We start from the raw sequence: 26,571 nt of genomic DNA, 5'->3' as shown, positions 1-26,571 counted from the left end.
AGGTCACACCCCCTGGACCGCGGCATCGCGGGCACGGGCGAGGGCGTCGAGCTGTCCGAGTACGTCGAGCGTCAACGCGCATGCGGTGCCGGGCTGTTCGTCCACGAGTTTGCGGGCCCGACGCAACTTGACCTCGATACTCCTGAGTTCCATCCCGCGGTTGCCCTCGGAGGACGGTGCGGGCTCCATCTGCTCGTTGCCGAGGATGTGGGTGGACTCACTGAGCAACGCCCGTGCGATTTCAGTCAGTTCGATGCTGCGGATCGGCGACTGCCGGTACATGTGATGGACCTGGACCATCACCTCGATGACGCGCTCCGTGATGTTCCAGGAGACCGGGCCTTCCAGGACGGGCGAGTCGGGGTAGGCGGCGTGGACGTTGTCCCACAGGCCCACGCCGTCCCCGTCCCGGATGCGGCGCCGCCATAGGTGGCCGAAGACGTTCTCGGCGAGCCTGAGCAGCCGGTCGTGCGAAGCGAGATTGCGGGAGAGCGTGCCCAGCTGGATGGTCCGCTTGAGCAGCTGTGCGGAGAAGTCGGTCATGGTCCACTGCATGGGCGGCCCCATGCGTTCGCTGCCTTGCAGCGGCAGGGTGATGCCGGGGTTGTGCAACTGAACCATGGGGTCGTCGCGCGTCAGGCGGCTGGTGATGCGGCCGCGTTCGGCGAGGCGTTCCATGACGCTGACGGTGCGGGTCAGGTCGTCGTCGGTGGCACGGCGCCGCATCAGGTCGTGGACGAGGATGGCGGCGATGGAGAGGGAGAAGTACTCGGATTCCAGCTTCTGGCCGGTGGTACGCCAGGGGATGTCCTCCAGGGGCCAGCGGTCGGGGTCGAAACGGGCGATGCCCGACCAGTACTGCTGGGTGATCTCCCAGCGCAGGCGTAACGCCTCGGCGAGCCTTTGCTGTTCGGGGGTGAGCAGGCCCAGGGTGAGGGTGCGGTCGGAGAACAGGTCCTGGATGCCGTCGAGGGCGACGACCGTGAAGTAGAGGTACGGCACCGGGTTGGCGACCCCGGCGGGCTGCCCGATCGGTTCGTCGGTCTCCACCTCGGGTGCGTCCTTCACCAGACTCCAGGCCCAACCGCACTCGAAGAGCTGGTTCTCGTCCTTGAGGACCTCCTCGACGTCGACACCGAGGGAGATGCTCTCGACGACGGCGGCGCGCAGGGCCCGGAAGCGGCGCTGGAAGTTCTGCAGGACGTGCCGTTGCGACAGCCGTCCCTGGCCGAGAAGTTCGCAGAGCGTGCGGCCCTGGGAGGAGTCGGCGTCGAAGACGTTGACCGTGAACGAGCGCAGCAGGCACACCATGGCCGCGGTGAGCCGGTTACTGGTGGCGCTGCGCAGTTCCTGGATCGTCTCCAGGACGTCGCTGCGGCGGGTCTTGGACTCGTACACCTTGAGGAAGCCGAGCGTGGCCAGGCAGAGGGTGATCGACATCGAATACGAGTCGACCACCCCCAGCTCACGCTGTTCCCTGGTGAGGTCCTGGTCCTTGTCCGCGGAGGCGAAGTAGTAGCCGCCGGCGAACGTGGGCCTCTTGTCGTCGCCGGTGTGCGTGCGCATGAACTGGGCTGCGGCCGTCACGATGTTGGTGGGCAGCTCAAGCCGTCCGCCGGCCTTCCTCAACACGTTCTGGACGTCGTCCGACGTGGTGTCCGGATCGTCCAGCCGGAACGACGGGATCTCGGTGGCCGGGTACAGGAGACACAGCAGGCGTTCGGCGTCGGCGACACTGCTCTGCCCACCCCATTTACCCCATGTCCACTCTCCGCCGTCGAACGACTGGCGGGCGACCGCCTGCCAGATATCCAGCAGATGCTGGCGTGGCTTGATCTGCATCCCATGCCCCTCACGCAGGCCGCGCTGCTATCACTTGAGAGCCTTCTTCTGCCCTGAAGACGAGGTCCTCAACCAGTCGGAATGCCGGGATCCGAATTCCGGTGGCCGCAGGCGACGATCATTCCCGAATACCCCTCGCGTACGGCGGCCGAGGCCTTCAGGCGCCGGGTCTCGAAGTCGCTCGTAAAAGGCGCAAGGCTCTCGTACACCTCTGATTCTCCCACGTCGCACGCCGGGAAGAAATGCTCGCCCGCGTGATAACCCTTCGAATGTTCCATGAACGCGGCGGCGAAAGGGGCGCCGGGGGCCAGGGCGCGCAGGAAGCACTCGACACCCCGGGTGAACTCCTCGCGGGAGTTGGTCATCGACTCCGCGACGAAGAACATGGTCCCCATGGACCACTTCCCCTCGTGCCGCACCAGGTCGAAGAGGTTGCCCGGTTCGACCTGGACGGCCTTCCGGAACTTGGCCCGCGGTTCCATGCCGAGGGCGGCGTATGCCTCGTTCTCGCACAGGACGCTCCAGAACTGGTCCCAGTTCCGGTCGTAGGAACCGACCTGGCTCTCCAGGTAGCGCACGTTCGCGGGCGAGCGCTCGAAGAGGGTGATCTGGTCGCACCAGGGCAGCATGGCCAGTGCGGGATAGAGGTTCGCACCGGCACCCACGTCGATACCCGAAACCGGTCCTGCGGCACCTCGTGAAAAATGATCAACGAAATGATCACGCAGGATCTGAAGGATCTCCGCGTCCTCCGCCTGCAGGTCACGGTAATTGTGATCCACGTAGGCGATCGGATCGAATGCAGCCCAGGAGACATCCGCATTCAGCTGCGCATCTCCCAGCGAACTGAAGGTCATTGGCTTACGGTACCAACGCCGGAGGTCAGGCGGATCCTTCTCGCGCCGACCTGGCGGAACACTTTACGTCGCACGAGGCGCACCGGGGGCGCATCGCACTGAATGACTATTTGGGCCTGTTCCGGCCTTGTACGGCCCGGATCGCCCCGTTCAAGATGGTCGGGACTCTGCCGAAAACACCCGAACGACAGAGATCGCGCGTCCCGCCCGTACCACCCGTTCGGGCGACAGCGTGCCCTTGACTTCATCCCGCAGGGGGGCGGCATGACTGCGTTTCCAGAGGAGCGTATCCCTTCGCGCGGCGGCCTGAGCGGCCCGGCGCTGTTCCACGACCAGGCGTTCGTCGACCGGCCGCTGACGATGAGGGGGGTCACGGAGGCGGATCTGCCCGAACTCGTCCGTGTCGACAGGGAGGCCTTTCCTCAGGAGCCCTACCCCTACTTCGTACTCCGTCAGTTGTTCGACCTGCATGGGGATCGCCTGCTCGTCCTCGACGACGGGGAGCACCTGCACGGGTACGTCCTGTTCGTCACCACCTCGGACGGTTACCGGAGTTGGATCGTCAGCCTGGGTGTCACCCGCGACCAGCGGGGGCGGGGACTGGGGCGGCGGCTGATGCTGGAGGTGCTGCGCAGGCTGCGCGCCGAGGGGGTCCGCGAGGCCCGTCTGACGGTGGAGCCGACGAACGCCGCCGCGATCGCGCTGTACCGGTCGCTGGGCTTCTCGTCCGACGAGGGCGTACGCAAGGACTACTTCGGCGTCGACGAGGACCGGCTCATCATGACGCTCGGCCTGTGAGACGCGGGGACGCCCCCGTCACGACGGCGTGCGGGCCTCCGCCAGGAGGCGGGTCACGTCGTCCGAGCAGATCGTCAGGGCCGCACCCACCGTGGTGAGGACATCGCGTTCCGCGGGGGTGTACGGGCCGTCCGCGAGGGCGATACGGGCGCCTTGGAGCAGGATCGACTCCCGACCCGTGGGGGCGAGGTGCGGAGCCAGGGGGTCCAGGGCTTCGTGGAGCTCTATGGCCAGGCTCGCACCGCCGGGTTCGCACAGGACGCGGCCCGTGTCGGCGGCCAGGGCCTCCACCAGGGCGCTCAGCTGGTCCTCCGTGCAGTCGTCGAGGCCCGCGGAGCGGACAGCGGTCGCGGCCGCCTCCAGGGACGTACGGGAGCAGGTGCCGCCCGCTGCGAGGACCGCGAGGGCGACCGTGTGGACCGCGTCGCGGAGCATCGCCGAGAAGCGGGTGGTGGTGGGGTGGTCGAGGACGTCCGTGCCGTAGTGGTGGCCGCACGCCGTGCATTCCACCACCGGGCCCGTCTCGCCCCGGGGGAGGACGGGGATGCCGGCCAGGGTGAACCGGCGGCGTCCGGTCAGCCGCTGGTAGTTGCGGTCACCCCCGCATCCGGGGCAGAAGAACTCGCCGTCACCGATGCTGGTCCACGCCGTGCGGATGCCCAGGACCTGCGAAACGCGGCCCGTGCGGGCTCCACGGCCGTTGCGTCCCCGTCCTGGCAGCACGTCGCACCTCCGTATCGCAGCGGCAACATCGCCGCTGCTTGCGTGATGTTAGCCACATTGGCGATGCGGAGTCAGTACCCCGGACGAGACCTCTCCGTGACATCGGGCCGAAATGGCCGGTCCACGACGGGGCCCCGCCCGCCCTGTGGGGCGGACGGGGCCGTGAACGTGCCGGTCAGAGGGTCAGCGGGCGGCGCGGTTGACCGCGGAGACGACCGCCTTCAGCGAGGCACGTGTCGTATTCGCGTCGATGCCGATTCCCCACAGGACCTTCCCGTCGATCGCGCACTCGATGTACGAGGCGGCCTGCGCAGAGGCGCCCTCGCTCATCGTGTGCTCCTGATAGTCCAGCAGGCGTACGTCGATGCCGATGGACTGCAGGGCGTCGAAGAACGCGGAGATCGGGCCGTTGCCGAAGCCGGTCAGGGTCCTGTCCTCGCCGTCGACCGTGGCCTCGACGGTCAGCGTGTCGACGCCTTCCTTGTCAGTGGTCGCCTGGCCCACCTTGACCTGGATGCGGCCCCAGGCGTTGTCCGGGTTCGGCAGGTACTCGTCCTGGAAGACCGTCCAGATCTCGTTCGGCGTGACCTCGCCGCCCTCCACGTCCGTTTTCGTCTGGATGATCTTCGAGAACTCGATCTGCATCCGGCGCGGCAGGTCCAGCTTGTGGTCGTTCTTCAGGACGTAGGCGACGCCGCCCTTGCCGGACTGCGAGTTGACGCGGATGACCGCCTCGTAGGAGCGGCCGACGTCCTTCGGGTCGATCGGCAGGTACGGCACCGCCCACTCGATCTCGTCGACCGTCCTGCCCTGGGCCTTGGCGTCGGCCTCCATGGCATCGAAGCCCTTCTTGATGGCGTCCTGGTGGGAGCCGGAGAAGGACGTGTAGACGAGGTCCCCGATGTAGGGGTGGCGCGGGTGGACCTCCATCTGGTTGCAGTACTCCCACGTCCGGCGGATCTCGTCGATGCGGGAGAAGTCGATCTGCGGGTCGACGCCCTGGGAGAAGAGGTTCATGCCCAGGGTGACCAGGTCGACATTGCCGGTGCGCTCGCCCTGGCCGAACAGGCAGCCCTCGACGCGGTCGGCGCCGGCCATCACGGCCATCTCGGCGGCGGCGACGGCCGTGCCGCGGTCGTTGTGCGGGTGGGCCGACAGGCAGACGTACTCGCGGCGGGAGAGGTTGCGGTGCATCCACTCGAAGCGGTCCGCGTGCGTGGACGGGGCCGAACGCTCCACGGTGGCGGGCAGGTTGAGGATGATTTCGCGGTCCGGGCCGGGCTGCCAGACGTCCATGACCGCCTCGCAGACCTCCAGCGCGAAGTCCAGCTCGGTGTCGGTGAAGATCTCGGGGCTGTACTGGTAGCCGAACTCGGTTTCGGGGCCCAGCAGTTTGTCCGCGTACTCCATCACCAGCCGCGTGCCGTCGACCGCGATCTGCTTGATGTCGTCCTTGGAGCCGCGGAAGACGACCCGACGGAAGACCGGGGCGGTGGCGTTGTACAGGTGGACCGTCGCGCGCTTCGCGCCCTTCAGGGACTCGACGGTCCGCTCGATCAGGTCCTCGCGGGCCTGGGTCAGCACGGAGATCGTCACGTCGTCGGGGATCGCGCCCTCGTCCTCGATGATCGAGCGTACGAAGTCGAAGTCGGTCTGGCCGGAGGCCGGGAAGCCGACCTCGATCTCCTTGTAACCCATCTTCACCAGCAGGTCGAACATCGCCCGCTTGCGCGCCGGTGACATGGGGTCGATCAGGGCCTGGTTGCCGTCGCGCAGGTCCGTGGAGAGCCAGCGGGGAGCCTGGGTGATCCGCTTGTCCGGCCAGGTGCGGTCGGGGATCTCGACCATCTCGTACGGACGGTACTTGTGGATCGGCATGGACGTGGGCTGCTGACGGTTCGCCATGATGCGTGGGCTCCTCAGGGTGTCCGGAAGGACGGCCGACGACGCAACGCCAAGCTCCGCGGGGAGGGAGTCGGCCTCGACTACAGGCCCTCGCCGCGGCAGCTAAGAAGGAGCAGCCCGAAACGCATGATGCCTCGCATGCTAGCCGAGCCGCGCCCGATGCGAAGGTCTGTATCAGTATGCGGGACCGGGGGGACATTTCGGGTGAAAAGTGCGGGACATCACAGCTGTCCGACCCTCGGGACCCGACGCCCCCTCATGGAACACCGGACCCCTGGTGCGACTTTTACCAATCATGGTTGCGGGTCGTGACAGCATCGTCACGCAGTGCAATGGTGCAGTCCATGACCACCCCCAGCGGCCACGAGCCCGCCTTCTGCACCGTTGTGCCACCGCATGTCCTCGACAAGCTCGCCCAGCACGGGGACACCGCGCTCGCCACTCCCGCGCGTCGCACCCTGGAGCGCGACGCCCTGGAGCGCACCCGCCGCCGGCTCACCACGGTCATCGGCGCGCCCACCGTGGCCGCGCCCCAGGGTGCGGCCGCCGGCCGGCCGCACCGCACCGTCTACGACGCGGGGCACCAGCAGACCCTGCCCGGCAAGAAGGTCCGCGGCGAGGGCGACAAGCCCGGCAGGGACAGCACGGTCAACCGTGCGTACGCGGGCCTCGGCGCCACCTTCGAGCTGTATCTGACGGCGTACGGCCGCGACTCCATCGACGGCAACGGGCTGCCACTGGACGCGAGCGTGCACTTCGGCGAGGACTACGACAACGCCTTCTGGAACGGCGAGCAGATGGTGTTCGGCGACGGGGACGGCCAGACCTTTCTCGACTTCACCCTCCCGGTGGACGTCATCGGCCACGAACTCACCCACGGCGTCACCCAGTACACCGCGAACCTGGCCTACTTCGGCCAGCCGGGCGCCCTCAACGAGTCGGTCTCGGATGTCTTCGGCTCGCTGATCAAGCAGTACGCGCTCGGCCAGACGGCCGCCGAGGCCGACTGGCTGATCGGCGCCGGGCTCCTCGCCCCGCATGTCACCGGCAAGGCGCTGCGCTCGATGAAGGCACCCGGCACCGCCTACGACGACACCGCGCTCGGCAGGGACCCGCAGCCCGGGACGATGGACGGCTATGTGAGGACCAGCCGGGACAACGGCGGCGTGCACATCAACTCCGGCATTCCCAATCACGCGTTCTACCTGGTCGCCACCGCACTGGGCGGGAACGCCTGGGAGCGGGCCGGACAGGTCTGGTACGACGTGCTGACCGGCGGGCGGCTGAAGCCCCGGGCCACGTTCGCGGACTTCGCGAAGCTGACGGTCGCGGCGGCCAGGGCGCGCTACCACGAGGGCGAGGAGCAGGAGGCCGTCCTCAAGGCCTGGGAGCAGGTCGGGGTACCAACCTCGTAGCCGGGGCGCCCGACTCGTACTAGACAGGTCCCATGCAGATTCGGGTGAGGCGCACGGGCGGGTTCGCGGGCATCGAGCGCCGGGGCGAGGTGGAGACCTCGGGACGGGCCGACGCCGAGGAGTGGCACACCCTGGCCGAGCGCGCGCTCGCCGCGGGCCGGGACACACCGCCGATCGGCGTGCCGGACGGTTTCAGCTACGAGATCACCGTGAACGGCAGGACCGCGTACTGCGCGGACCCCCGGCTGACCGAGGAACAGCGGGAGTTGATCTCGCGGGTACTCAAGGAAGGCGCCTAGTGCTGTGACCGGCCTTCCGCTCCTCTCGGCGCATCCCGAACTCCGCGGGCCGGCCGCGGCACAACGGGCGGGCCCGCAGGGCATGTCACCCGGCGGAACGGGGCCCCTGGGCGAGCCCTGACCGCACGGACCGCACCGCCCGGTCCGGGGTGTCCCCGGCGGCGACCGCGAAGTCCCCGGCTGCGCAGGCCGCGGGCGTTCCGCCGGGACGTGGAGGGGCTGGTCCGAGACGTGCGGCTGCGGCTCGGCGAGGACGTGCCGGTGGTCTTCGCCGGCCTGCCCTCGCTCGGCGGTCACACCGCGCTCCCGCGCCGGGTCCGGGGACCGCTCGGTCTCTACGTCCGGGTTCTGGACCGGCAGGTGAGGACGGTGGCCGCGAGGGGAGTCACCGTCTTCCACCTGCCGTCCGGAGGCCCGCCCGAGGTCCCGGGCGAGTGGCTGGCGACGGACCGCTTCCATCCGTCGCCGGCGGGCTACCGGGCGTGGGCCAGGGTCCTGGCCTCCCGCCTGGCCACACTGCCCCCGCGAGGGCCGGGGTCGTACAGGTGCCCGAGGAAAAGTCCTACGGCTCTGACAGCCGCGCGTCGTACTCTTGAAACCGGCGAGGCCGCCCGCAGTTGCGCGGCCCTACGGAGGAGGAATCGCAGGCCTACAGAGCCGGCCCATGACTCAGACACCCACAGCGCCCAGCCCCGCGGAGGGACAGGCCCGAGCGCACTTCACCGTTCCCGCCCAGCACCCCATGGTCACCGTGCTGGGGTCCGGAGACTCCCTCCTGCGCGTGATCGAGAAGGCCTTCCCGGCGGCCGACATCCATGTCCGGGGCAATGAGATCAGCGCGGTCGGCGACGCGGGTGAAGTCGCACTGATCCAGCGCCTGTTCGACGAGATGATGCTGGTGCTCCGCACCGGTCAGCCGATGACGGAGGACGCAGTGGAACGCTCGATCGCCATGCTCCGGGCGAGCGAGAACGGGGAGGGCCCCGAGGAGACGCCGGCCCAGGTGCTCACGCAGAACATCCTGTCCTCGCGCGGCCGCACGATCCGCCCCAAGACGCTCAACCAGAAGCGGTATGTGGACGCGATCGACAAGCACACGATCGTCTTCGGTATCGGTCCCGCAGGCACGGGCAAGACCTACCTCGCCATGGCCAAGGCAGTGCAGGCCCTGCAGTCCAAGCAGGTCAACCGCATCATCCTGACCCGCCCCGCCGTCGAGGCGGGCGAGCGCCTCGGCTTCCTGCCCGGCACGCTGTACGAGAAGATCGACCCGTATCTGCGCCCGCTCTACGACGCGCTGCACGACATGCTCGACCCGGACTCGATCCCGCGGCTCATGGCGGCGGGCACGATCGAGGTCGCTCCGCTCGCCTACATGCGCGGACGCACCCTCAACGACGCCTTCATCATCCTCGACGAGGCCCAGAACACGAGCCCCGAGCAGATGAAGATGTTCCTCACCCGCCTCGGCTTCGACTCGAAGATAGTGATCACGGGTGACGTGACCCAGGTGGACCTTCCGAACGGGACCAAGAGCGGTCTGCGGCAGGTCCAGGAGATCCTCGAAGGCGTCGAGGACGTCCACTTCTCCCGGCTGTCGTCCCATGACGTCGTACGGCACAAGCTCGTCGGCCGTATCGTCGACGCGTACGAGCAGTACGACAGCAAGTACGGCACCGAGAACGGCACGCACAAGCCCCGCGGCAAGGCCGCGCACGGGCACAAGGGGAAGTAGACCAGCACCACCATGTCGATCGACGTCAACAACGAGTCCGGCACCGAGGTCGACGAGCAGGCGATCCTCGACATCGCCCGCTATGCGCTCGCGCGGATGCGCATCCACCCGCTCTCCGAGCTCTCGGTGATCGTCGTGGACGCAGACGCCATGGCGCAGCTCCACGTCCAGTGGATGGACCTGCCGGGACCCACGGATGTCATGTCCTTCCCCATGGACGAGCTGCGGCCCCCGTCCAAGGACGACGACGAGCCGCCGCAGGGCCTGCTCGGAGACATCGTGCTGTGCCCGGAGGTCGCCACGAAGCAGGGCGCCGAGGCTCCGACGCAGCACTCCATGGACGAGGAACTGCAGCTGCTCACCGTGCACGGCGTGCTGCACCTGCTCGGCTACGACCACGAGGAGCCCGACGAGAAGGCCGAGATGTTCGGCCTCCAAGCCGCCATCGTGGACGGCTGGCGTGCGGAGAAGGGTCTGACGGGCCCCTCCCCGGCCCCGACCGTGTCATGAGTCCGCAACTCGTCCTCGGTGCCGTCGCTCTGATCGTCGTCGCCTGGCTCGCCGCCTGCGCGGAGGCGGGCCTGGCGCGCGTCTCCAGCTTCCGCGCCGAGGAGGCCGTGCGCGGCGGCCGGCGCGGCAGCGGCAAGCTCGCCCAGGTCGCCGCGGACCCGACCCGCTACCTCAACGTGGCGCTGCTGGTCCGCGTCGCCTGCGAGATGGCCGCCGCCGCACTGGTCACGTTCGCCTGCCTGCGCGAGTTCCACCAGACCACCGAGGCCCTACTGATCGCGATCGCGGTCATGGTCCTCGTGTCGTACGTCGCGGTCGGCGTCTCCCCGCGCACCATCGGCCGCCAGCACCCGCTGACCACGGCGACTGCGGCGGCGTACGTCCTGGTTCCGCTGGCCCGGGTGATGGGACCGATCCCGTCCCTCCTCATCCTCATCGGCAACGCGCTCACTCCCGGCAAGGGCTTCCGCCGCGGCCCCTTCGCCTCCGAGGCGGAGCTGCGCGCCCTCGTCGACCTCGCGGAGAAGGAGTCCCTCATCGAAGCCGAGGAGCGCCGCATGGTGCACTCGGTGTTCGAGCTGGGCGACACCCTGGTGCGGGAGGTGATGGTCCCGCGGACGGACCTGGTGGTCATCGAGCGTCACAAGACCATCCGCCAGGCACTGAGCCTGGCGCTCAGGTCCGGCTTCTCGCGCATCCCCGTCACCGGGGAGAGCGAGGACGACGTCGTCGGGATCGTGTACCTGAAGGACCTCGCCCGCAAGACGCACATCAGCCGGGACGCCGAGGCGGAGCTGGTGTCCACGGCGATGCGGCCCGCGACGTTCGTGCCCGACACCAAGAACGCGGGCGACCTGCTGCGCGAGATGCAGAAGGAGCGCAACCACGTCGCCGTCGTCATCGACGAGTACGGCGGCACGGCCGGCATCGTCACCATCGAGGACATCCTCGAGGAGATCGTCGGCGAGATCACCGACGAGTACGACCGCGAGCTGCCGCCGGTGGAGGAGCTGGGCGAGGACCGCTACCGGGTCACCGCCCGCCTCGACATCGGCGACCTCGGCGAGCTGTACGGACTGGAGTCGTACGACGACGAGGACGTGGAGACGGTCGGCGGCCTCCTCGCCAAGGCCCTGGGCCGGGTGCCGATCGCCGGTGCGACGTCCATGGTCGAACTCCCGGACGGCCGGGAACTGCAGCTGACCGCGGAGGCCGCGGCCGGCCGCCGGAACAAGATCGTGACGGTGCTGGTGGAGCCGGTGGCCCCGGTGGAGCCATCCGGCGACGAGGAGAAGTGGCCGGAGTGACCCCTCGGGAGCTGCGCGTGTTCTGCCTGTCCTTCAATGCGGTCGTCGAGGACTTCCCCTTCAACCCGGAGACCTCGGTCTTCAAGGTCCAGGGCAGGCTGTTCGCACTGACGAACCTCGACGCGCAGCCCCTGAAGGTCAACCTCAAGTGCGACCCGGAGGACGCGGTCCGGCTGCGCGGTGAGTACGAGGGCCTGATCGTGCCCGGCTGGCACATGAACAAACGACACTGGAACACGGTCACGGTCGATGGCAAGCTCCCGGACGGTCTGGTCCGGGAGCTCGTCGAGGACTCCTACGACCTGGTCGTCGCCGGTCTGCCGCGCGCCGACCGCCTTCGTCTCGACCGCCCCTGAGCACACTGGGAGAGCGACGGCGCCGAAGGTGCCCGTGTGCACCCCGTTGCGGGACGGCCCCGGTCACGCTTCGTATGCTCGGGGCATGACCGACACCAACGCGCTCGACCCCGAGGACCGCAAGATCGTCACGCTGGCCCGTTCCGTACGGGCCCGCAACGGCGTGCCGGAGGGCGCGGCCGTACGCGACGAGACGGGCCGTACCTATGCGGCCGGGACCGTGTCCCTGGACTCCCTGAAGCTGAGCGCGCTGCGGACGGCGGTGGCCATGGCCGTGGCGTCGGGCGCGACGTCGCTGGAGGCGGCGGCCGTGGTGACGGAGGCGGAATCCGCCTCCGCCGAGGACCTGGCGGCCGTACGGGACCTTGGAGGGGCTGGGACGCCGGTGCTGGTGGCCGGGCCTGACGGGACGGTTGGCGCGACGGTTGCGGCCGACTGATTTCCTTGGTGCCGCGCGGCTTCCGGAAGATCATTCCGGCCGGCGGGCGACCGGCGGTGCGGTGGGGCTCCGACGATCAGGGACAATGGGCGCCATGAGCGTTCGTACCCAGTCTTCCGAGCTTACCGAGGCCGTCCACCGGGCAGGCTTCGCCTGTTTCGTGGGCCGCCCCAACGCGGGCAAGTCCACCCTCACGAACGCTCTGGTCGGGCAGAAGGTGGCGATCACCTCGAACCGGCCGCAGACGACGCGGCACACGGTCCGGGGCATCGTGCACCGGCCGGAGGCCCAGCTGATCCTGGTGGACACCCCGGGCCTGCACAAGCCGCGCACGCTGCTGGGCGAGCGGCTGAACGACGTCGTACGGACGACGTGGGCGGAGGTCGACGTGATCGGCTTCTGCCTGCCCGCCGACCAGAAGATCGGTCCGGGCGACCGCTTCATCGCCAAGGAGCTGGCGGGGATCAAGAAGACCCCCAAGATCGCGATCGTCACCAAGACGGACCTCGTGGACTCCAAGGCCCTGGCCGAGCAGCTGATCGCGATCGACCAGCTGGGCAAGGAACTGGGCATCGAGTGGGCGGAGATCGTCCCCGTGTCCGCGGTCGGGGACAAGCAGGTCGAGCTGCTCGCGGATCTGCTGATCCCGATGCTGCCCGAGGGGCCCGCGCTCTACCCCGAGGGCGACCTCACGGACGAGCCCGAGCAGGTCATGGTCGCCGAGCTGATCCGGGAGGCCGCGCTGGAGGGCGTGCGCGACGAGCTGCCCCACTCGATCGCGGTGGTCGTGGAGGAGATGCTCCCGCGCGAGGACCGCCCGGCCGACAAGCCGCTCCTCGACATCCACGCGAACGTGTTCATCGAGCGCCCCAGCCAGAAGGGCATCATCATCGGCCCCAAGGGCAAGCGCCTGAAGGAGGTCGGCATCAAGTCCCGCAAGCACATCGAGGCGCTGCTGGGCACGCCGGTCTTCCTGGACCTGCATGTGAAGGTGGCCAAGGACTGGCAGCGGGACCCGAAGCAGCTGCGGCGGCTGGGCTTCTGAGGGCTCTCGCCCGGCGGGGCGCGGGGTGTGACCCCGCGCCGGTCACGCCGATCTGCCGAACCCGATGGTCGGCACCGCCCTGCGCCGCGGCCACGGTTCGCCGCACGCCTTCGGCACCAGCCCCTCCAGGAACGCGTACCGGCTGAGCGCCGCGGGCTCCTGGCCCTTGTACGACTGGACCCTGCGCCACCAGGCCGCGACCTCGGACCAACCGGGCGCCGACAGCGACCCGCCGAACTCCTGCACGGAGAGCGCGGCCGTCAGTCCCGCGAACGCGAGACGGTCGGCCAGCGGCCACTCGGCCAGCGTGCCGGTCACGAATCCCGCCACGAAGACGTCCCCTGCGCCCGTGGGGTCCAGCGCCTCCACGGCGATCGCGGGCTCGCTGGCCGTCTCGCCCGTCCGCCGGTCCACGGCGTACGCGCCCTCCGCGCCGAGGGTGACGACAGCCAGCGGCACGTGTTCGGTCAGCGCGTGCGCGGCGGCGCGCGGGCAGGAGGTGCCCGTGTAGCGCATGGCCTCCTCCGCGTTCGGCAGGAACGCCTCGCAGTGTTCGAGATCGGCGAGGGCCGCCAGGTTCCAGGCGCCGGTGCCGTCCCAGCCGACGTCGGCGAAGACGCGGGCGCCCTTCTCGGCGGCCCTGGCGATCCAGGGGGCGGGCCGGCCCGGGGTCAGCGAGGCGACGGCGGCCCGGGCGCGGGGCGGGCAGTCGGGGGCGGGCTCCTCCGGCGGCGGCTCATGGCCGTGCGAGACCATGGTCCGCTCCCCCTCGTACGCCATGGAGACGGTGACCGGGGAGTGCCAGCCGGGCACGGTCCGCGAGGGGGAGAGATCGATGCCCTCGCCCTGCTCCAGGGCGTCCCAGCAGTACTCGCCGTAGTGGTCGTCGCCGAAGGACGCCGCCAGGGAGGTCCTCAGGCCGAGGCGGGCCAGGGCGGTGGCCATGTTGGCGACGCCACCGGGGCTCGATCCCATCCCGCGTGCCCAGGACTCGGTCCCGCGCACCGGGGCGGAGTCGAGCCCGGTGAAGATGATGTCGAGGAAGACCGTCCCCGTGAGGTACACGTCCCACGACGGATCTCCGGGCGCGCGCAGCGCCGCCAGCGGGTCGATGTGGGCCTGGTTGTGCGGGCCTTCTCCGATGAACGCGGTCACGGTGCGCTCCTGACACGATACGGATCCCGTCAGTGTGCACCACGTGTCCCGCCGCAGGGTGCGGTGACTCCGAAGCCGCCGTCGGCGCCCGGCGCGCACCACGTGAGCCGCTACCGGCGGGGAACCGCCGGCGTACGACACGCGGGCCCCGGCGGGCGACCGCCGCGCCGGGGCCCGGACCGCTCTGTTCCTTCTCTAATCCTTCGCGAACTCGTACGCGTCCACCTCGGCGAGGTAGCGCGCCCGGCGCTCCTCGTCGTGGTCGAGGAAGGAGGCGACGAAGGAGTTGCGGGCCAGCTCCCGCATCCGCTCCGTGCTCAGGCCGAGCGCGTCCCGCACCGCGTGGTAGTTGTCGCCGGCGTATCCGCCGAAGTACGCGGGGTCGTCGGAGTTGACGGTGCACAGCAGCCCCGCGTCGAGCATCGCGGGCAGCGGGTGCTCCTCGAGGACGTCGACGGCACGCAACCGGACGTTGGACAGCGGGCAGAGCGTCAGCGGCACGCGCTCGCGCACCAGCCGCTCGACCAGCGCCGGGTCCTCCATACAGCGCAGCCCGTGGTCGATCCGCTCGACGCCGAGCACGTCGAGGGCCTCGGTGATGTACTCCGGCGGCCCCTCCTCCCCGGCGTGCGCGACCCGGCGCAGTCCGAGGGCGGCGGCGGCCTCGTACACCTCGCGGAACTTCACCGGCGGATGCCCGACCTCGGCGGAGTCGAGGCCGACACCGACGATCCGGTCCAGGTACGGCTTCGCGGCGTCGAGCGTCTCCAGCGCCGAGTCGGCGGACTCGTCACGCAGGAAGCACATGATCAGCTGGGTGGAGACGCCGTGGTTCTCCTCGCTGCGGCCGAGCGCGCGCCACAGGCCCTCGACCACCGTCCCCATCGGTACGCCCCGGGCGATGTGGGCCTGCGGATCGAAGAAGATCTCGGCGTGCCGCACGCCCTGCGCGGCGGCCCGCTCCAGATAGGCGTTCGCGAGGTCCTCGAAGTCCTGCTCGGTCCGCAGGACGGCCATGAGCTCGTAGTACAGGTTCAGGAAGGACTGGAGGTCCTCGAAGGCGTACGCCTTGCGCAGCTGTTCGGTGTCGGCGTACGGCAGCTCGACGCCGTTGCGTGCGGCGAGGGCGAAGGCCAGCTCGGGTTCGAGGGTGCCTTCGATGTGAAGGTGCAGTTCGGCTTTGGGGAGGGGCATCGAGATATCGTACGGGCGGTTACGGCTGCCCCTTTCCCGCCACGGTGGCCGCCCGTCACCGCCGTTTCGGCACGGCCACCCGCATCAGGTCGTGTGCCACGGTCAGCTCCCCCTCGAACCCGGCGTCCCGCGCCTGCCGCGCGAACAGGTCGGGATCGGAGTAGCGCTGGCTGAAGTGGGTGAGGACGAGATGGCGCACGCCGGCGTCGGCGGCGACGCGCCCGGCCTGCCCGGCGGTCAAGTGCCCGTGGTCGGCGGCGAGTTGTGCGTCCTCGTCCAGGAACGTGGACTCGATGACGAGCAGGTCGCAGCCGTCGGCGAGCGCGTGCACGCCGTCGCACAGCCGGGTGTCCATGACGAAGGCGAAACGCTGCCCGCGCCGCATCTCGCTGACTTCGTCGAGCGAGACGCCGCCGAGGGAGCCCTCGCGCTGTATCCGCCCGATGTCGGGCCCCTTGATGCCGTGCGCGGCGAGCCGCTCGGGCAGCATCCGGCGGCCGTCGGGCTCGACGAGCCGGTAGCCGTAGGACTCGACGGGGTGGGAGAGCCTGCGGGCCTGAAGGGTGTATGCGGGGGTGACGGCGAGGGGCCCGTCGGCGGCGACCGGCGCCTCGGTCAGCGAGACGGTCTCGCGGTACGCCGTCGCGTACCGCAGCCGTTCGAAGAACCGTTGCCCCGACTCCGGGTAGTGCGCGGTGATCTTGTGGCGCACCTGGTCGAGGTTGATGCGCTGGATGACGCCGGCCAGTCCGAGGGAGTGGTCACCGTGGAAGTGGGTGACGCAGATCCGGTGCAGGTCGTGGGCGGCGACGCCGGCGCGGAGCATCTGCCGCTGGGTGCCCTCGCCGGGGTCGAAGAGGATGCCCTCGCCGTCCCAGCGCAGCAGATAGCCGTTGTGGTTGCGCTGCCGGGTGGGGACCTGGCTGGCGGTGCCGAGGACCACCACTTCACGTACGGACACGGTGTGCTGTCCGGTTATCCGGGGGGCCACTGCAGGCCACGGCCGCCGAGGACGTGGGCGTGCGCGTGCCAGACGGTCTGCCCGGCACCGCTGCCGGTGTTGAAGACGACGCGGTAGCTGTCCAGCTTCTCCTGCGCGGCGACCTCACCGGTCTCGTGGAGCAGGTCGGCGGTGATGGCCGGTTCGGCGGCGGCGAGGGTGGCGATGTCCCGGTAGTGGGCCCGGGGGACGACCAGCACATGCGTCGGCGCCTGGGGGTTGATGTCCCGGAAGGCGACGGTGGTCTCGGTCTCCCTGACGACGGTCGCCGGGATCTGCCCCGCGACGACCTTGCAGAACAGGCAGTCGTCCTGCGGCTCTCCCGCCATGTGCGTGCCTCCTCACACAGACTGATCACTACGACGGCATGGTATCGGCCGGACGGGCACCGGGGGAACGCCCGTCTCCGGCCCGTCCTGAGGGCGGGCCGGTGGGGAACGCCCGCCGCTGGGTGGCGGATCACGCGCGCCACGGCGGCGGTGCGCAGCCCCGCCGGCACCGGCCCCGGCGCATCACAGCGACGGCAGCTCCGGGGGCCGCTTCGCCGGACGGTCCTCCAGCGCGGCCAGCGCCATGCGCACCGCCTCGTCGAGTTGCGTGTCACGCCCGGCCGCGTAGTCCTGCGGCGCCTGGACGACCTCCACATCGGGATCGACCCCGTGGTTCTCCATGCCCCACCCGTAACCCTCCAGCCAGGTCGCGTACTTCGGCTGGGTCACCAGCGTCCCGTCGACGAGCCGGTACTTGCTGTCGATCCCGATGACCCCGCCCCAGGTCCGCGTTCCCACCACCGGCCCGATCCCGAGCGCCTTGATGGCCGCGTTCACGATGTCCCCGTCCGACCCGGAGAACTCGTTGGCGACGGCGACGACGGGCCCGCGCGGCGCGTCCTCGGGGTAGCTGGAGGGGCGCTGTCCGCGCGGCAGGTCCCACCCCACGATCCGCCGGGCCAGCTTCTCCACGACCAGCTGGGAGGTGTGCCCGCCCCGGTTCTCCCGGACGTCCACGACCAGCCCCTCCCGGGCGACCTCGACCCGCAGGTCGCGGTGGAGCTGCGCCCATCCGGCGCCCACCATGTCCGGCACGTGCAGATACCCGAGCCGTCCGCCGGACTTCTCGTGCACATACGCCCGCCGCTCCGCCACCCAGGCGTGGTACCTGAGCGGCTCCTCGTCCGCGATGGGGACCACGACGGCGTACCGCGGATCGCCGCCACCGGCCGGTGAGATCGTCAGCTCCACCGGCTTGCCGGCCGTGCCGACCAGCAGCGGTCCGGGGCCGGTCACCGGATCCACCGGGTGCCCGCCGACCGCGACGATCGCGTCCCCGGCCCGTACGGCGACTCCGGGTGCGGCCAGCGGTGCGCGCGCGTCCGGGTCGGAGGTCTCCGAGGGCAGTACGCGGTCGATGCGCCAGCTCCCGTCCGCTTGCCGGGAGATGTCGGCCCCGAGCAGGCCCTGACGCCGGTCCGAGCCCAGCCCGTAGCCGTCCGGCATGACGTACGCGTGGGAGGTGCCCAGTTCGCCCTGCACCTCCCACAGGAGGTCCACGAGGTCGTCGTGGGTGGCGAGCCGCTCCAGGACCGGCCGGTACCGGTCCAGTACGCCCTCCCAGTCGGCCCCGCCCAGGTCGGGCCGCCAGAAGTTGTCCCGCATGAGGCGGCCGGTCTCGTCGTACATCTGCCGCCACTCGGCCGCAGGGTCGACGGTCTGCCGGATGCGCGAGAGGTCGATGGTGAGGTTCGTGTCGCCGTCGTCGTCGTTCGAGCTGCTCCGGTCGCTCGGGTGGACCTTGAGCCGGCCGTCGGTCCACAGCAGCACCCGCTTGCCGTCGCCGCTGACCGCGAAGGCGTCGGCGTCCGAGGCGAGATGCTGGATGCGCTGCTGGACGAGGTCGTACCGCTCCAGTTCCGTCTTGGGGTCGGGGTCGTCGGGGGTGGCCCGCGAGGCGCCCAGCACGCCCTGCACCGGATGCCGCAGCCACAGCACGCCGTCCTTGGCGGCCCGCAGCCCGGAGTAGCGCGCGGCCTCGACCGGGAACGGCACGATCCGGTCGGCGAGTCCCTCCAGGTCGATCCGGGTCGTGGGCGCGCCCTCGCTGTCGGGTGTCTCGTCCTTCTCGGGCGCCTCGAAGGGCCGGCCGTGCCGCTGCGGCCCGAACGGGGACGGGGTGGTCGCGGCGAGCGTGATCAGGTGCGGCCGCGAGCTGCCCACGAACGCCAGGTCGAAGACGTGCTCGTCGTAGACGGGGTCGAAGGAGCGGTCCGAGAGGAACGCCAGGTGCTTGCCGTCCAGCGTGAACGCGGGTGCGTAGTCCCGGAAGCGGAGCGGTGTCGCCTCCGTCACCGACAGGTCGGCCGTGCTGGCGAGCTTGAGCTGGCGCAGCGGGCCCGGGCCCGGGTGCGACCAGGCCAGCCATGCCGAGTCCGGCGCGAAGACCAGCCCGCCGGCCTCGCCGTCCTCGCTGCGGTCGACCTCGCGCACCTCGCCGCTGTCCCGCTCGACGAGCAGCACCCGCCCGTCGTGCGCGGCGACCGCGACGCAGCTGCCGTCGGGTGCCACCGCGAGTCCGAGCACCCGCCCGAGCCGCCCGGCCGCGAGCCGTCGCGGGGTGGCTCCGGGCGCGAGTCCGGTGGCGGGCGCGAACTCCAGCGCGTCGTCGCCCTCCGCGTCCGTCACCCACACCACCCACTCCTCGCCGTCCACGCGGAAGGTGCGGGGCAGCCGGGTCCGTACGCCGAGCTCGGCGGCGAGCGCGCGGGCGGGCCCCGAGCGGTGGGTGACCCAGTGGACGGCGCCCCGCACACAGATCGCGCTGCCGCGTCCGGTGCGGTCGGGCGAGGCGGCCCCGAACGAACGGGAGGCGTCCACGGGATACGGCTGCAGGTCGACGCGCTGCCCGCCGAGCCGGATGTCCAGCCTCCGGGGTTCGGCCCCGTCCAGGTCGCCGAGGAGCCACAGTTCACCGGCGGACGCGTAGACGACCCGGGTGCCGTCGGTGGAGGCGTGCCGGGCGTAGAAGCCTGTCTCGAGGGGGGTGTGGCGGCGCAGGTCCGACCCGTCGGCCAATGACGAGTACAGGGCGCCGACACCCTCGTGATCGGAGAGGAAGGCGACGCGCTCTCCCACCCACGCCGGGTACTCGATATTGCCGTCGAGGCCTTCGTGGAGCCGTACGAACTCCCCCTCGCCCGTGCGGTCGATCCACAACTTGCCGACGGTTCCGCCCCGGTAGCGCTTCCACAAGGCGGCCTCGCGGCCCACGGCGGAGAGCAGCACCGTGCCGGGCCCGTACGCGACCGCGCCGACGGGCCCGTAGGGCAGGCTGGTCGCGGGGCCGCCGTCGAGTGGCACGGCATGTGCCCAGGTACGGCGCAGCGAGGCCTGACCGACCGTGCTGAGCGCGAGCACATGCCCCTCTGGGGTCCAGCCGCGCACCTGGGTCCTCGAACTGCCCCAGTGGGTGAGGCGCTTGGCCGGACCGCCGTCGATCGGGGCGGTGTAGACCTCGGGGGCGCCGTCGCGGGTGGAGGTCCAGGCGACGGTTGTACCGTCCTGGGATATGCGGGGATGGTTCACCGGGACGTTGTCGGCGCTGACCCGCCAGGCGCGACCGCCGTCGAGCGGGGCGACCCAGACGTCGTCCTCGGCGGTGAAGGCGACCAACTCGCCGTGCAGGTGCGGGAACCGGAGATACGCGCGCGATGCGGACTGAGTCACCGGTTCACCCTAAGCAGTGATCACGCTTCCTGACAGGGATTTACGCACTTGCGCTTGTTCCCGTGCGCGTGTCACTTGCCCTCGACCGGCCAGCACTTGGGGTCGCCCTGGCACCAGAGGGTCTTCGTGACGGTGACGGTGGGCCGGGGCTGCCCGGGGGTGATCGGGTGGTACGAGACGGGCGGGGTGTACGCCGGCGTATTGGGCGCGTTGCAGTTGCCGAGGCCCTTCACGTGGAACCACTGCTTGCCGCCGACGGTGGCCCTGAGGTCGCCGCGGACGCACTTGCCGTCGACGGCGCGGGTGACTCTGCCCTTGACGGTGATGTCCTTGCCGTCGTCCGTCTGCCCCTTGCAGTCGACGGTGACGACGGTGGTCTCGCTCGGCGCGGGCTGTCCGCCGCCCGTGACGGACCTGGTGCTGCTGCCGTAGTCGCCGCTGCAGCTGAGCCAGCGCACCTTCACGTGCTGCCGCTCCAGCTGCTTGGTCGCGGTCTGGCTGGTCGTGTACGCCACCGACGCGGAGCTCAGATCGGCGGGTTCGCATGCCGCGGCCCCGCCCACGGCGACCACCACAAGGCCGGTGACCCCCGCGAGCCGCCGTCCGGCCGGCCGTCGCATCCGCCTCAATGCCCGCATGGGTGGCAGCCTCCCACTCTCCCGCCCGTGACGGTAGAGCGCATACGGCCACTCGAGCGCCCGCGTGCGCCCCCGGTGACCGCCCCCCGGTGTGCCGTCAGTTGCGCAGCAGCAGCCACTGCTGGAGTTCCACCAGGTTGCCCTCGGGGTCCTTGAGGTGGGCGACGCGCATCCGGTCCGTCATGGGGGCCGGACCGTGCAGAAGCGTCGCACCGCGGGCGGTTATCTGCTCGCAGTACGCCTCCAGGTCGTCCACGCGCAGCACCACCAGCGAGCGGTGGCCCGTCGCCTCGTCGCCCAGCTCGCCCAGGACCTCGGCCATCATCGCCCGGTCCTGCAGTGCTATGCCCGCCGAGCCGGCGGCGGGGCTGAACTTCTCGTACGGTCCGTTCGCCGCCCCCGACTGGGGCCTGAGGCCGAGGACGTCGGCGTAGAACCGATAGCAGGCGGCGAAGTCCGAGACAAGCAGCCGTACTTGGGCGAGTTCCATGGTGCGCCCCCTGGATCAGGACCAGCGGCCCGTACGACCGAGCAGCAGCGCGGCCGCCGCGGTACCGGCGGTCGAGGTACGCAAGACGGTACGCCCCAGCCGGAACGCCCTCGCGCCCGCCTCCCCGAACAGCGCCAACTCCTCGGGGGAGACGCCCCCTTCGGGTCCGACGACCAGCACGATCTCGCCTTCGGCGGGGAGTTCCACACTCGCCAGGGGCTCGTCGCCGCTCTCGTGCAGGATCGCCGCGAAGTCGGCTTTGGCAAGAAGTGCGGCAACCTGCCGGGTGGTCGCCGCGTCCGCGACGTCCGGGAAGCGCACGCGGCGGGACTGCTTGCCGGCCTCACGAGCGGTGGCCCGCCACTTGCCGAGCGCCTTCACCCCGCGCTCGCCCTTCCACTGCGTGATGCACCGGGAGGCCGCCCAGGGGACGATCGCGTCCACGCCCACCTCGGTCATGGTCTCCACGGCCAGCTCGCCCCGGTCCCCCTTGGGCAGGGCCTGGACGACGGTGATGCGCGGGGACTGAGGCGGCTCCTCGTGAACGGACTCCAGGTCCGTGACCACCAGGCGGTCCTTGCCCTCGGCGGCCTTCACCACGCCCTCGGCCCACCGGCCGCGCCCGTCGGTGAGGACCACGTCCTCGCCGGGCCGCAGCCGCTTCACCGAGACGGCGTGCCGCCCCTCGGAGCCGTCGAGCACGAACTCCGGCCCGATCACGTCGAGTCGGTCCACGACGAACACGGGAGCGGTCATCGGTCCGCACCTCCCTGCGACAACACGGTCCTGGCCGCCTCCAGTTCCGCCGCCAGCACCTCCACCAGTTCCCCGGCGGGCAGTTCGCGGGCCATGCGGTGGCCCTGCCCCGCGTACAGCGCCATACCCTGCGCGTCGCCCGCCTTGGCGGCCGCCTTGCGCAGCGGCGAGGTGAGGTGGTTGACCTCGGGGTACGCCGCGGGCGCGTACGGGCCGTGTTCGCGCATGAAGCGGTTGACCAGGGCTCGCGCCGGGCGCCCGGAGAAGGCGCGCGTCAGCTCCGTGCGGACGAACCGGGGGTCGGTCAGCGCCTGCTTGTGCAGCGCGGGGGCGCCGGACTCGGGCGTGGCGAGGAACGCGGTGCCGAGCTGGGCCGCGCTCGCGCCCGCCGCGAGCGCGGCGGCGATCTGGCTGCCGCGCATGATGCCTCCGGCGGCGACGACCGGGATCCGCACGGTCTCGCGGACCTGGGCGATCAGTGTGAGCAGCCCGATGCCGCAGCCGTCGTTCTCGGTGTTGTCGCGGTGGGTGCCCTGGTGGCCGCCGGCCTCGACGCCCTGCACGATCACCGCGTCGGCGCCCGCGTGCTGCACGGCGAGGGCCTCCTCTGCGGTGGTCGCGGTGACGAGGGTGAGGGTGCCCGCGCGGCGCAGCGAGTCCAGGACGTCCGGGGTGGGGGTCCCGAAGTGGAAGGAGACCACCGGCACCGGATTGTCGAGGAGGACGGCGAGTTTGGCGTCGTAGCCGTCGTCGCGGCCGCTGTCGGGGTCGCCCAGCTCGGTCTTGTACCAGGCGGCCTCGCCGGCGAGCTGGTCGGCGTAGACCTCGACGGCGGCGGAGGGCGGTGTGGCGGCAGCGGTTCCGGTGGAACCGGTGCTTGCTCCGGGGTGCTCCGGCTGCAGCAGGAACAGGTTCACGCCGAAGGGGCGGCCCGTGAGCCCGCGGAGTTGCTTGATCTCCTGGTACATGCCGTCGGCGGTCTTGTACCCGCCGGCGAGGAACCCCAGGCCGCCGGCCTCGGACACGGCGGCGGCGAGCTGGGGTACGGAGACGCCGCCCGCCATGGGAGCCTGCACGATCGGGTACCGAAGGAGATCGGTCAGCGCGGAGGACATGACGGCATCGTGTCACGTCCTGCGATCAGGTCCGAATCCGGCCTTCCGTCGGCATGTGTCAGGGAATGGGCGGCAAGAGGTTCGGGGCGCCGACAGAGTCACCCCGCGCCGGATGTCTCACCGGCGCAGGGTGCCCCCGCCCGGGTCATCGTCCGTTGAACGCGTCCTTCAGTCGCGAGAACAGCCCTTGCTGCCCCGGCTGGAACTGCCCCAGGGGCCGTTCCTCGCCGCGCAGCTTCGCCAGCTCGCGCAGCAGTCGCTCCTGCTCCGCGTCCAGCTTGCTCGGCGTCTGAACCTCGACGTGGACGATCAGGTCGCCCCGGCCGCCGCCGCGCAGATGCGTGACACCTCGGTTGTGCAGCGGGATCGACTGCCCGGACTGCGTGCCGGGCCGGATGTCGACCTCCTCCAGGCCGTCCAGTGTCTCCAGCGGGACCTTCGTGCCGAGGGCCGCCGCCGTCATCGGAATGGTGACCGTGCAGTGCAGGTCGTCGCCGCGGCGCTGGAAGACCGGGTGCGGCAGTTCGTGGACCTCGACGTACAGGTCGCCGGCGGGGCCGCCGCCGGGGCCGACCTCGCCTTCGCCCGCGAGCTGGATCCGCGTGCCGTTGTCGACGCCGGCCGGGATCTTGACGGTGAGCGTCCTGCGGGAACGCACTCGCCCGTCGCCCGCGCACTCCGGGCAGGGGTTGGGGACGACCGTGCCGAAGCCCTGGCACTGCGGGCACGGCCGGGACGTCATGACCTGGCCCAGGAAGGACCGCGTGACCTGGGAGACCTCACCGCGGCCGCGGCACATGTCACAGGTCTGCGCGGCGGTGCCGGGCGCGGCGCCCTCGCCGTTGCAGGTGTTGCAGACGACGGCCGTGTCGACCTGGATGTCCTTCGTCGTGCCGAAGGCCGCCTCGTCGAGCTCGATCTCCAGCCGGATCATGGCGTCCTGGCCCCGGCGGGTACGCGAGCGCGGGCCGCGCTGCGACGCCGTGCCGAAGAACGCGTCCATGATGTCGGAGAAGTTTCCGAAACCGCCCGCGCCGAAGCCGCCCGCACCGGCGCCGCCCGCCTGGGACAGCGGGTCGCCGCCGAGGTCGTAGACCTGCTTCTTCTGCGGGTCCGAGAGCACCTCGTACGCGGCGTTGATCTCCTTGAACCGCTCCTGCGTCTTCGGATCGGGGTTGACGTCCGGGTGCAGCTCGCGCGCGAGCCGGCGGAACGCCTTCTTGATCTCATCCTGTGACGCATCGCGGCGTACGCCGAGTACGGCGTAGTAGTCCGTGGCCACTTACGACTCCGCCAGGATCTGTCCGACGTACCGTGCCACCGCTCGTACCGCTCCCATCGTTCCCGGGTAATCCATGCGGGTCGGTCCGACCACGCCGAGTTTCGCTACCGCCTCGCCGCCCGAACCGTAGCCCACGGAGACCACGGACGTGGAGTTGAGTCCCTCGTACGCGTTCTCATGACCGATACGCACCCGCATGGCCGGATCCTTCGCCTCACCCAGCAACTTGAGGAGCACGACCTGCTCCTCGAGCGCCTCCAGGACGGGCCGGATGGTGAGAGGGAAGTCATGCCCGAAGCGGGTGAGGTTGGCGGTGCCGCCGATCATCAGCCGTTCCTCGGTCTCCTCCACGAGCGTCTCCAGCAGGGTGGAGAGCACCGTCGAGACCGTGCCGCGGTCCTCGGGTTCCTCGAAGGCCTCCGGCAGGTCCTGCACCAGTTGCGGGACGTCGGCGAAACGGCGTCCGACGACCCGGCTGTTGAGCCGTGCGCGCAGATCCGCGAGAGACGCCTCCCCGAACGGTGCGGGGCAGTCGATCATGCGCTGCTCGACCCGGCCGGTGTCCGTGATCAGCACGAGCATCACGCGCGCGGGCGCCATCGACAGCAGTTCCACATGCCGCACGGTCGAACGGGTCAGCGAGGGGTACTGCACGACGGCGACCTGCCGGGTGAGCTGCGCGAGCAGCCGCACCGTGCGCGCCACCACGTCGTCGAGGTCGACCGCGCACTCCAGGAAGTTCTGGATCGCGCGGCGCTCGGGCGCGGTCATCGGCTTGACGCCCGCGAGCCTGTCGACGAAGAGGCGGTAGCCCTTGTCCGTGGGGATGCGTCCGGCGCTGGTGTGCGGTTGGGCGATATAGCCCTCCTCCTCCAGCGCGGCCATGTCGTTGCGGACGGTGGCCGGGGAGACGCCGAGCTGGTGCCGCTCGGTGAGCGCCTTGGAGCCCACCGGCTCCTCGGTGCCGACGTAGTCCTGGACGATGGCGCGCAGCACTTCGAGCCTGCGTTCACTGAGCATCGCGCACACCTCCAGCAACTCTTCCCGTCGACGTCTCCCCTGGCACTCTGTCCGTGCGAGTGCCAGCATCCCCGGCCCAGTGTACGGCCGTCGGGTACACCCCCGGCAAGGGCGGGCCCGGCTGTCCACCGACGTGTACCGACCTGTCCGGGACTGTCTTGCCGGGCCCGGATACCTGCCCATAGCGTCGCCGCATGAAGGTGTTGTGGGAAGAGTCCGGGTGGGAGGCGCTCGGTCCGCGGGCCGGCCGCGTACGGCTTCCGGTCTGGGACTGCACGGCCGGGCTGGTGGTCGGTGACCATGGCGCGCTCATAATCGACCCGGGGTCGAGTCTGGGCGAGGGTGCGCGGTTGCGCGCCGAGGCGGGGCGGCTGCTCGCCCCGCTGGGCACGGACCGGTGTGTGACGCATCTCGCCTTCACGCACCCCCACTTCGACCATGTCTTCGGTGCGGCGGTCTTCACGGGCGCGGAGGCGTTCGGGGCGGTGGGCCTCGAGGCGCTGTTCGTCCGCGAGCGCGACGAACTGCTGGCGGACGCGGTGCGCCACGGCCTGGCCCCGGGTGAGGCGGCCGAGGCCGCGGACGTGCTGGTGCGTCCGCACCACCAGGTCGCGAGCGAACGCACGCTGGACCTGGGCGGGGTGGAGGTGCTGCTGGCGAACGTGGGCCCGGGTCACACGGCCCACGACCTGGCCGTCCTCGTCCCCGGGGACCCGGGGACGGTGTTCTGCGGGGACCTGGTGGAGGAGTCCGGTGAGCCGCAGGCGGGCCCGGACGCGGTTCCCTCGCACTGGCCGGCCGCCCTGGACCGGCTGCTGGAGCTGGGCGGGGAGGACGCGCTGTACGTGCCGGGGCACGGTGCGGTGGTGGACGCGCGGTTCGTCCGCTCCCAGCGGGACGGGCTGGCGGCCCGTTTCGGCGTGTCGTAGGCGGCCGTACGACATCACCCCCGGGCTTCTCCTATCGTCATC

Annotated in this window: 25 protein-coding genes; 10 read left to right on the top strand and 15 right to left on the bottom strand. The window is 70.7% G+C overall.

Annotated features, from left to right (window positions below; genetic code table 11):
- Positions 1–3 precede the first annotated feature (3 nt).
- Positions 4–1,842 (bottom strand): SCO2524 family protein, encoded by a 1,839-nt coding sequence (locus BIV24_RS17290; RefSeq protein WP_071367223.1) that lies wholly within the window; start codon positions 1,840–1,842, stop codon positions 4–6.
- Between the two features lie 68 nt (positions 1,843–1,910).
- On the bottom strand, positions 1,911–2,699 hold the full coding sequence (locus BIV24_RS17285; RefSeq protein WP_071367222.1) for an SCO2525 family SAM-dependent methyltransferase: 789 nt from the start codon (positions 2,697–2,699) through the stop codon (positions 1,911–1,913).
- Between the two features lie 264 nt (positions 2,700–2,963).
- Here BIV24_RS17285 and BIV24_RS17280 point away from each other — a divergent pair, with 264 nt between their 5' ends.
- On the top strand, positions 2,964–3,497 hold the full coding sequence (locus BIV24_RS17280) for a GNAT family N-acetyltransferase (protein ID WP_071367221.1): 534 nt from the start codon (positions 2,964–2,966) through the stop codon (positions 3,495–3,497).
- Between the two features lie 18 nt (positions 3,498–3,515).
- On the opposite strand, the gene BIV24_RS17275 is transcribed toward BIV24_RS17280, so the two are convergent.
- Together BIV24_RS17275 and leuA are read right to left on the bottom strand one after the other, a co-directional pair.
- A complete protein-coding gene (locus BIV24_RS17275) occupies positions 3,516–4,220 on the bottom strand; it encodes a TerB family tellurite resistance protein (RefSeq protein WP_071367220.1) in 705 nt (234 codons plus the stop codon).
- Between the two features lie 183 nt (positions 4,221–4,403).
- The gene (gene leuA / locus BIV24_RS17270) at positions 4,404–6,125 is read right to left on the bottom strand and encodes a 2-isopropylmalate synthase (protein WP_071367219.1); all 1,722 of its coding nucleotides are present in this window, start codon (positions 6,123–6,125) and stop codon (positions 4,404–4,406) included.
- Positions 6,126–6,469: 344 nt separating this feature from the next.
- Between leuA and BIV24_RS17265 the strand changes: the two genes are divergently transcribed.
- From BIV24_RS17265 to era, 8 genes are all read left to right on the top strand, one after another.
- The gene (locus tag BIV24_RS17265; protein WP_071367291.1) at positions 6,470–7,540 is read left to right on the top strand and encodes a M4 family metallopeptidase; all 1,071 of its coding nucleotides are present in this window, start codon (positions 6,470–6,472) and stop codon (positions 7,538–7,540) included.
- A 32-nt stretch (positions 7,541–7,572) separates the two neighbouring features.
- Positions 7,573–7,839 carry a protealysin inhibitor emfourin gene (locus BIV24_RS17260; RefSeq protein WP_071367218.1) on the top strand — a complete coding sequence of 89 codons (267 nt, stop codon included), beginning with the start codon at positions 7,573–7,575 and terminating at the stop codon, positions 7,837–7,839.
- A 664-nt stretch (positions 7,840–8,503) separates the two neighbouring features.
- Positions 8,504–9,574, top strand: coding sequence for a PhoH family protein (locus BIV24_RS17255; RefSeq protein WP_079168329.1), 1,071 nt, complete (start codon positions 8,504–8,506; stop codon positions 9,572–9,574).
- A gap of 12 nt (positions 9,575–9,586) precedes the next feature.
- Positions 9,587–10,084 (top strand): rRNA maturation RNase YbeY, encoded by a 498-nt coding sequence (gene ybeY / locus BIV24_RS17250; protein WP_071367216.1) that lies wholly within the window; start codon positions 9,587–9,589, stop codon positions 10,082–10,084.
- A complete protein-coding gene (locus tag BIV24_RS17245) occupies positions 10,081–11,391 on the top strand; it encodes a hemolysin family protein (RefSeq protein WP_071367215.1) in 1,311 nt (436 codons plus the stop codon). Before ybeY ends, BIV24_RS17245 begins: the two co-directional genes overlap by 4 nt.
- Positions 11,388–11,747, top strand: coding sequence for an MmcQ/YjbR family DNA-binding protein (locus tag BIV24_RS17240; protein ID WP_071367290.1), 360 nt, complete (start codon positions 11,388–11,390; stop codon positions 11,745–11,747). Before BIV24_RS17245 ends, BIV24_RS17240 begins: the two co-directional genes overlap by 4 nt.
- Before the next feature lie 85 nt (positions 11,748–11,832).
- A complete protein-coding gene (locus tag BIV24_RS17235; RefSeq protein ID WP_071367214.1) occupies positions 11,833–12,186 on the top strand; it encodes a cytidine deaminase in 354 nt (117 codons plus the stop codon).
- Positions 12,187–12,271: 85 nt separating this feature from the next.
- Positions 12,272–13,231: a GTPase Era gene (era, locus tag BIV24_RS17230; protein WP_071367213.1), complete on the top strand. Its 960-nt coding sequence runs from the start codon at positions 12,272–12,274 to the stop codon at positions 13,229–13,231.
- A 42-nt stretch (positions 13,232–13,273) separates the two neighbouring features.
- Here era and BIV24_RS17225 read toward each other — a convergent pair whose 3' ends face one another.
- The 11 genes from BIV24_RS17225 to hrcA form a co-directional block, all read right to left on the bottom strand.
- On the bottom strand, positions 13,274–14,386 hold the full coding sequence (locus BIV24_RS17225) for a carbohydrate kinase family protein (protein WP_071367212.1): 1,113 nt from the start codon (positions 14,384–14,386) through the stop codon (positions 13,274–13,276).
- 195 nt (positions 14,387–14,581) lie between these two features.
- On the bottom strand, positions 14,582–15,580 hold the full coding sequence (locus BIV24_RS17220) for an adenosine deaminase (RefSeq protein WP_071367211.1): 999 nt from the start codon (positions 15,578–15,580) through the stop codon (positions 14,582–14,584).
- A gap of 55 nt (positions 15,581–15,635) precedes the next feature.
- Complete coding sequence (locus BIV24_RS17215) at positions 15,636–16,541, bottom strand: ribonuclease Z (RefSeq protein ID WP_071367210.1); 906 nt, start codon at positions 16,539–16,541, stop codon at positions 15,636–15,638.
- Positions 16,542–16,555: 14 nt separating this feature from the next.
- Positions 16,556–16,909, bottom strand: a complete 354-nt coding sequence (locus BIV24_RS17210; RefSeq protein ID WP_071367209.1) for a histidine triad nucleotide-binding protein — start codon at positions 16,907–16,909, stop codon at positions 16,556–16,558.
- 183 nt (positions 16,910–17,092) lie between these two features.
- Entirely contained in the window at positions 17,093–20,299 is a 3,207-nt protein-coding gene (locus BIV24_RS17205) for a S41 family peptidase (RefSeq protein ID WP_071367208.1), read from the bottom strand.
- A gap of 71 nt (positions 20,300–20,370) precedes the next feature.
- A complete protein-coding gene (locus BIV24_RS17200) occupies positions 20,371–20,937 on the bottom strand; it encodes a hypothetical protein (protein ID WP_177198749.1) in 567 nt (188 codons plus the stop codon).
- A 97-nt stretch (positions 20,938–21,034) separates the two neighbouring features.
- Complete coding sequence (locus tag BIV24_RS17195) at positions 21,035–21,427, bottom strand: VOC family protein (RefSeq protein ID WP_071367206.1); 393 nt, start codon at positions 21,425–21,427, stop codon at positions 21,035–21,037.
- A gap of 15 nt (positions 21,428–21,442) precedes the next feature.
- Positions 21,443–22,183, bottom strand: a complete 741-nt coding sequence (locus BIV24_RS17190; protein WP_071367205.1) for a 16S rRNA (uracil(1498)-N(3))-methyltransferase — start codon at positions 22,181–22,183, stop codon at positions 21,443–21,445.
- Entirely contained in the window at positions 22,180–23,298 is a 1,119-nt protein-coding gene (locus tag BIV24_RS17185) for a nitronate monooxygenase (RefSeq protein ID WP_071367204.1), read from the bottom strand. The genes BIV24_RS17190 and BIV24_RS17185 overlap by 4 nt, the downstream gene beginning before the upstream one ends.
- A gap of 145 nt (positions 23,299–23,443) precedes the next feature.
- Positions 23,444–24,580: a molecular chaperone DnaJ gene (gene dnaJ, locus BIV24_RS17180; RefSeq protein WP_071367203.1), complete on the bottom strand. Its 1,137-nt coding sequence runs from the start codon at positions 24,578–24,580 to the stop codon at positions 23,444–23,446.
- Positions 24,581–25,600 carry a heat-inducible transcriptional repressor HrcA gene (hrcA, locus tag BIV24_RS17175; RefSeq protein WP_071367202.1) on the bottom strand — a complete coding sequence of 340 codons (1,020 nt, stop codon included), beginning with the start codon at positions 25,598–25,600 and terminating at the stop codon, positions 24,581–24,583. It lies immediately after the preceding gene.
- A 194-nt stretch (positions 25,601–25,794) separates the two neighbouring features.
- Here hrcA and BIV24_RS17170 point away from each other — a divergent pair, with 194 nt between their 5' ends.
- Positions 25,795–26,529 carry an MBL fold metallo-hydrolase gene (locus BIV24_RS17170; RefSeq protein ID WP_071367201.1) on the top strand — a complete coding sequence of 245 codons (735 nt, stop codon included), beginning with the start codon at positions 25,795–25,797 and terminating at the stop codon, positions 26,527–26,529.
- Positions 26,530–26,571 lie beyond the last annotated feature (42 nt).

This window comes from Streptomyces colonosanans, from assembly GCF_001866645.1.
Lineage (GTDB): Bacteria > Actinomycetota > Actinomycetes > Streptomycetales > Streptomycetaceae > Streptomyces > Streptomyces colonosanans.
This window is presented reverse-complemented; position numbering and strand designations above follow the sequence as displayed.

What these genes read in the sequence shown, in the direction of transcription:
- hrcA (WP_071367202.1), bottom strand. Translation starts at nt 25,600, where the DNA reads ATGCTCAGTGAACGCAGGCTCGAAGTGCTGCGCGCCATCGTCCAGGAC.
- BIV24_RS17265 (WP_071367291.1), top strand. Translation starts at nt 6,470, where the DNA reads ATGACCACCCCCAGCGGCCACGAGCCCGCCTTCTGCACCGTTGTGCCA.
- BIV24_RS17210 (WP_071367209.1), bottom strand. Translation starts at nt 16,909, where the DNA reads ATGGCGGGAGAGCCGCAGGACGACTGCCTGTTCTGCAAGGTCGTCGCG.
- BIV24_RS17195 (WP_071367206.1), bottom strand. Translation starts at nt 21,427, where the DNA reads ATGGAACTCGCCCAAGTACGGCTGCTTGTCTCGGACTTCGCCGCCTGC.
- BIV24_RS17220 (WP_071367211.1), bottom strand. Translation starts at nt 15,580, where the DNA reads ATGCCCCTCCCCAAAGCCGAACTGCACCTTCACATCGAAGGCACCCTC.
- BIV24_RS17200 (WP_177198749.1), bottom strand. Translation starts at nt 20,937, where the DNA reads ATGCGGGCATTGAGGCGGATGCGACGGCCGGCCGGACGGCGGCTCGCG.
- era (WP_071367213.1), top strand. Translation starts at nt 12,272, where the DNA reads ATGGGCGCCATGAGCGTTCGTACCCAGTCTTCCGAGCTTACCGAGGCC.
- BIV24_RS17290 (WP_071367223.1), bottom strand. Translation starts at nt 1,842, where the DNA reads ATGCAGATCAAGCCACGCCAGCATCTGCTGGATATCTGGCAGGCGGTC.
- leuA (WP_071367219.1), bottom strand. Translation starts at nt 6,125, where the DNA reads ATGGCGAACCGTCAGCAGCCCACGTCCATGCCGATCCACAAGTACCGT.
- ybeY (WP_071367216.1), top strand. Translation starts at nt 9,587, where the DNA reads ATGTCGATCGACGTCAACAACGAGTCCGGCACCGAGGTCGACGAGCAG.
- BIV24_RS17170 (WP_071367201.1), top strand. Translation starts at nt 25,795, where the DNA reads ATGAAGGTGTTGTGGGAAGAGTCCGGGTGGGAGGCGCTCGGTCCGCGG.
- BIV24_RS17255 (WP_079168329.1), top strand. Translation starts at nt 8,504, where the DNA reads ATGACTCAGACACCCACAGCGCCCAGCCCCGCGGAGGGACAGGCCCGA.
- BIV24_RS17280 (WP_071367221.1), top strand. Translation starts at nt 2,964, where the DNA reads ATGACTGCGTTTCCAGAGGAGCGTATCCCTTCGCGCGGCGGCCTGAGC.
- BIV24_RS17260 (WP_071367218.1), top strand. Translation starts at nt 7,573, where the DNA reads ATGCAGATTCGGGTGAGGCGCACGGGCGGGTTCGCGGGCATCGAGCGC.
- BIV24_RS17185 (WP_071367204.1), bottom strand. Translation starts at nt 23,298, where the DNA reads ATGTCCTCCGCGCTGACCGATCTCCTTCGGTACCCGATCGTGCAGGCT.
- BIV24_RS17235 (WP_071367214.1), top strand. Translation starts at nt 11,833, where the DNA reads ATGACCGACACCAACGCGCTCGACCCCGAGGACCGCAAGATCGTCACG.
- BIV24_RS17285 (WP_071367222.1), bottom strand. Translation starts at nt 2,699, where the DNA reads ATGACCTTCAGTTCGCTGGGAGATGCGCAGCTGAATGCGGATGTCTCC.
- BIV24_RS17245 (WP_071367215.1), top strand. Translation starts at nt 10,081, where the DNA reads ATGAGTCCGCAACTCGTCCTCGGTGCCGTCGCTCTGATCGTCGTCGCC.
- BIV24_RS17190 (WP_071367205.1), bottom strand. Translation starts at nt 22,183, where the DNA reads ATGACCGCTCCCGTGTTCGTCGTGGACCGACTCGACGTGATCGGGCCG.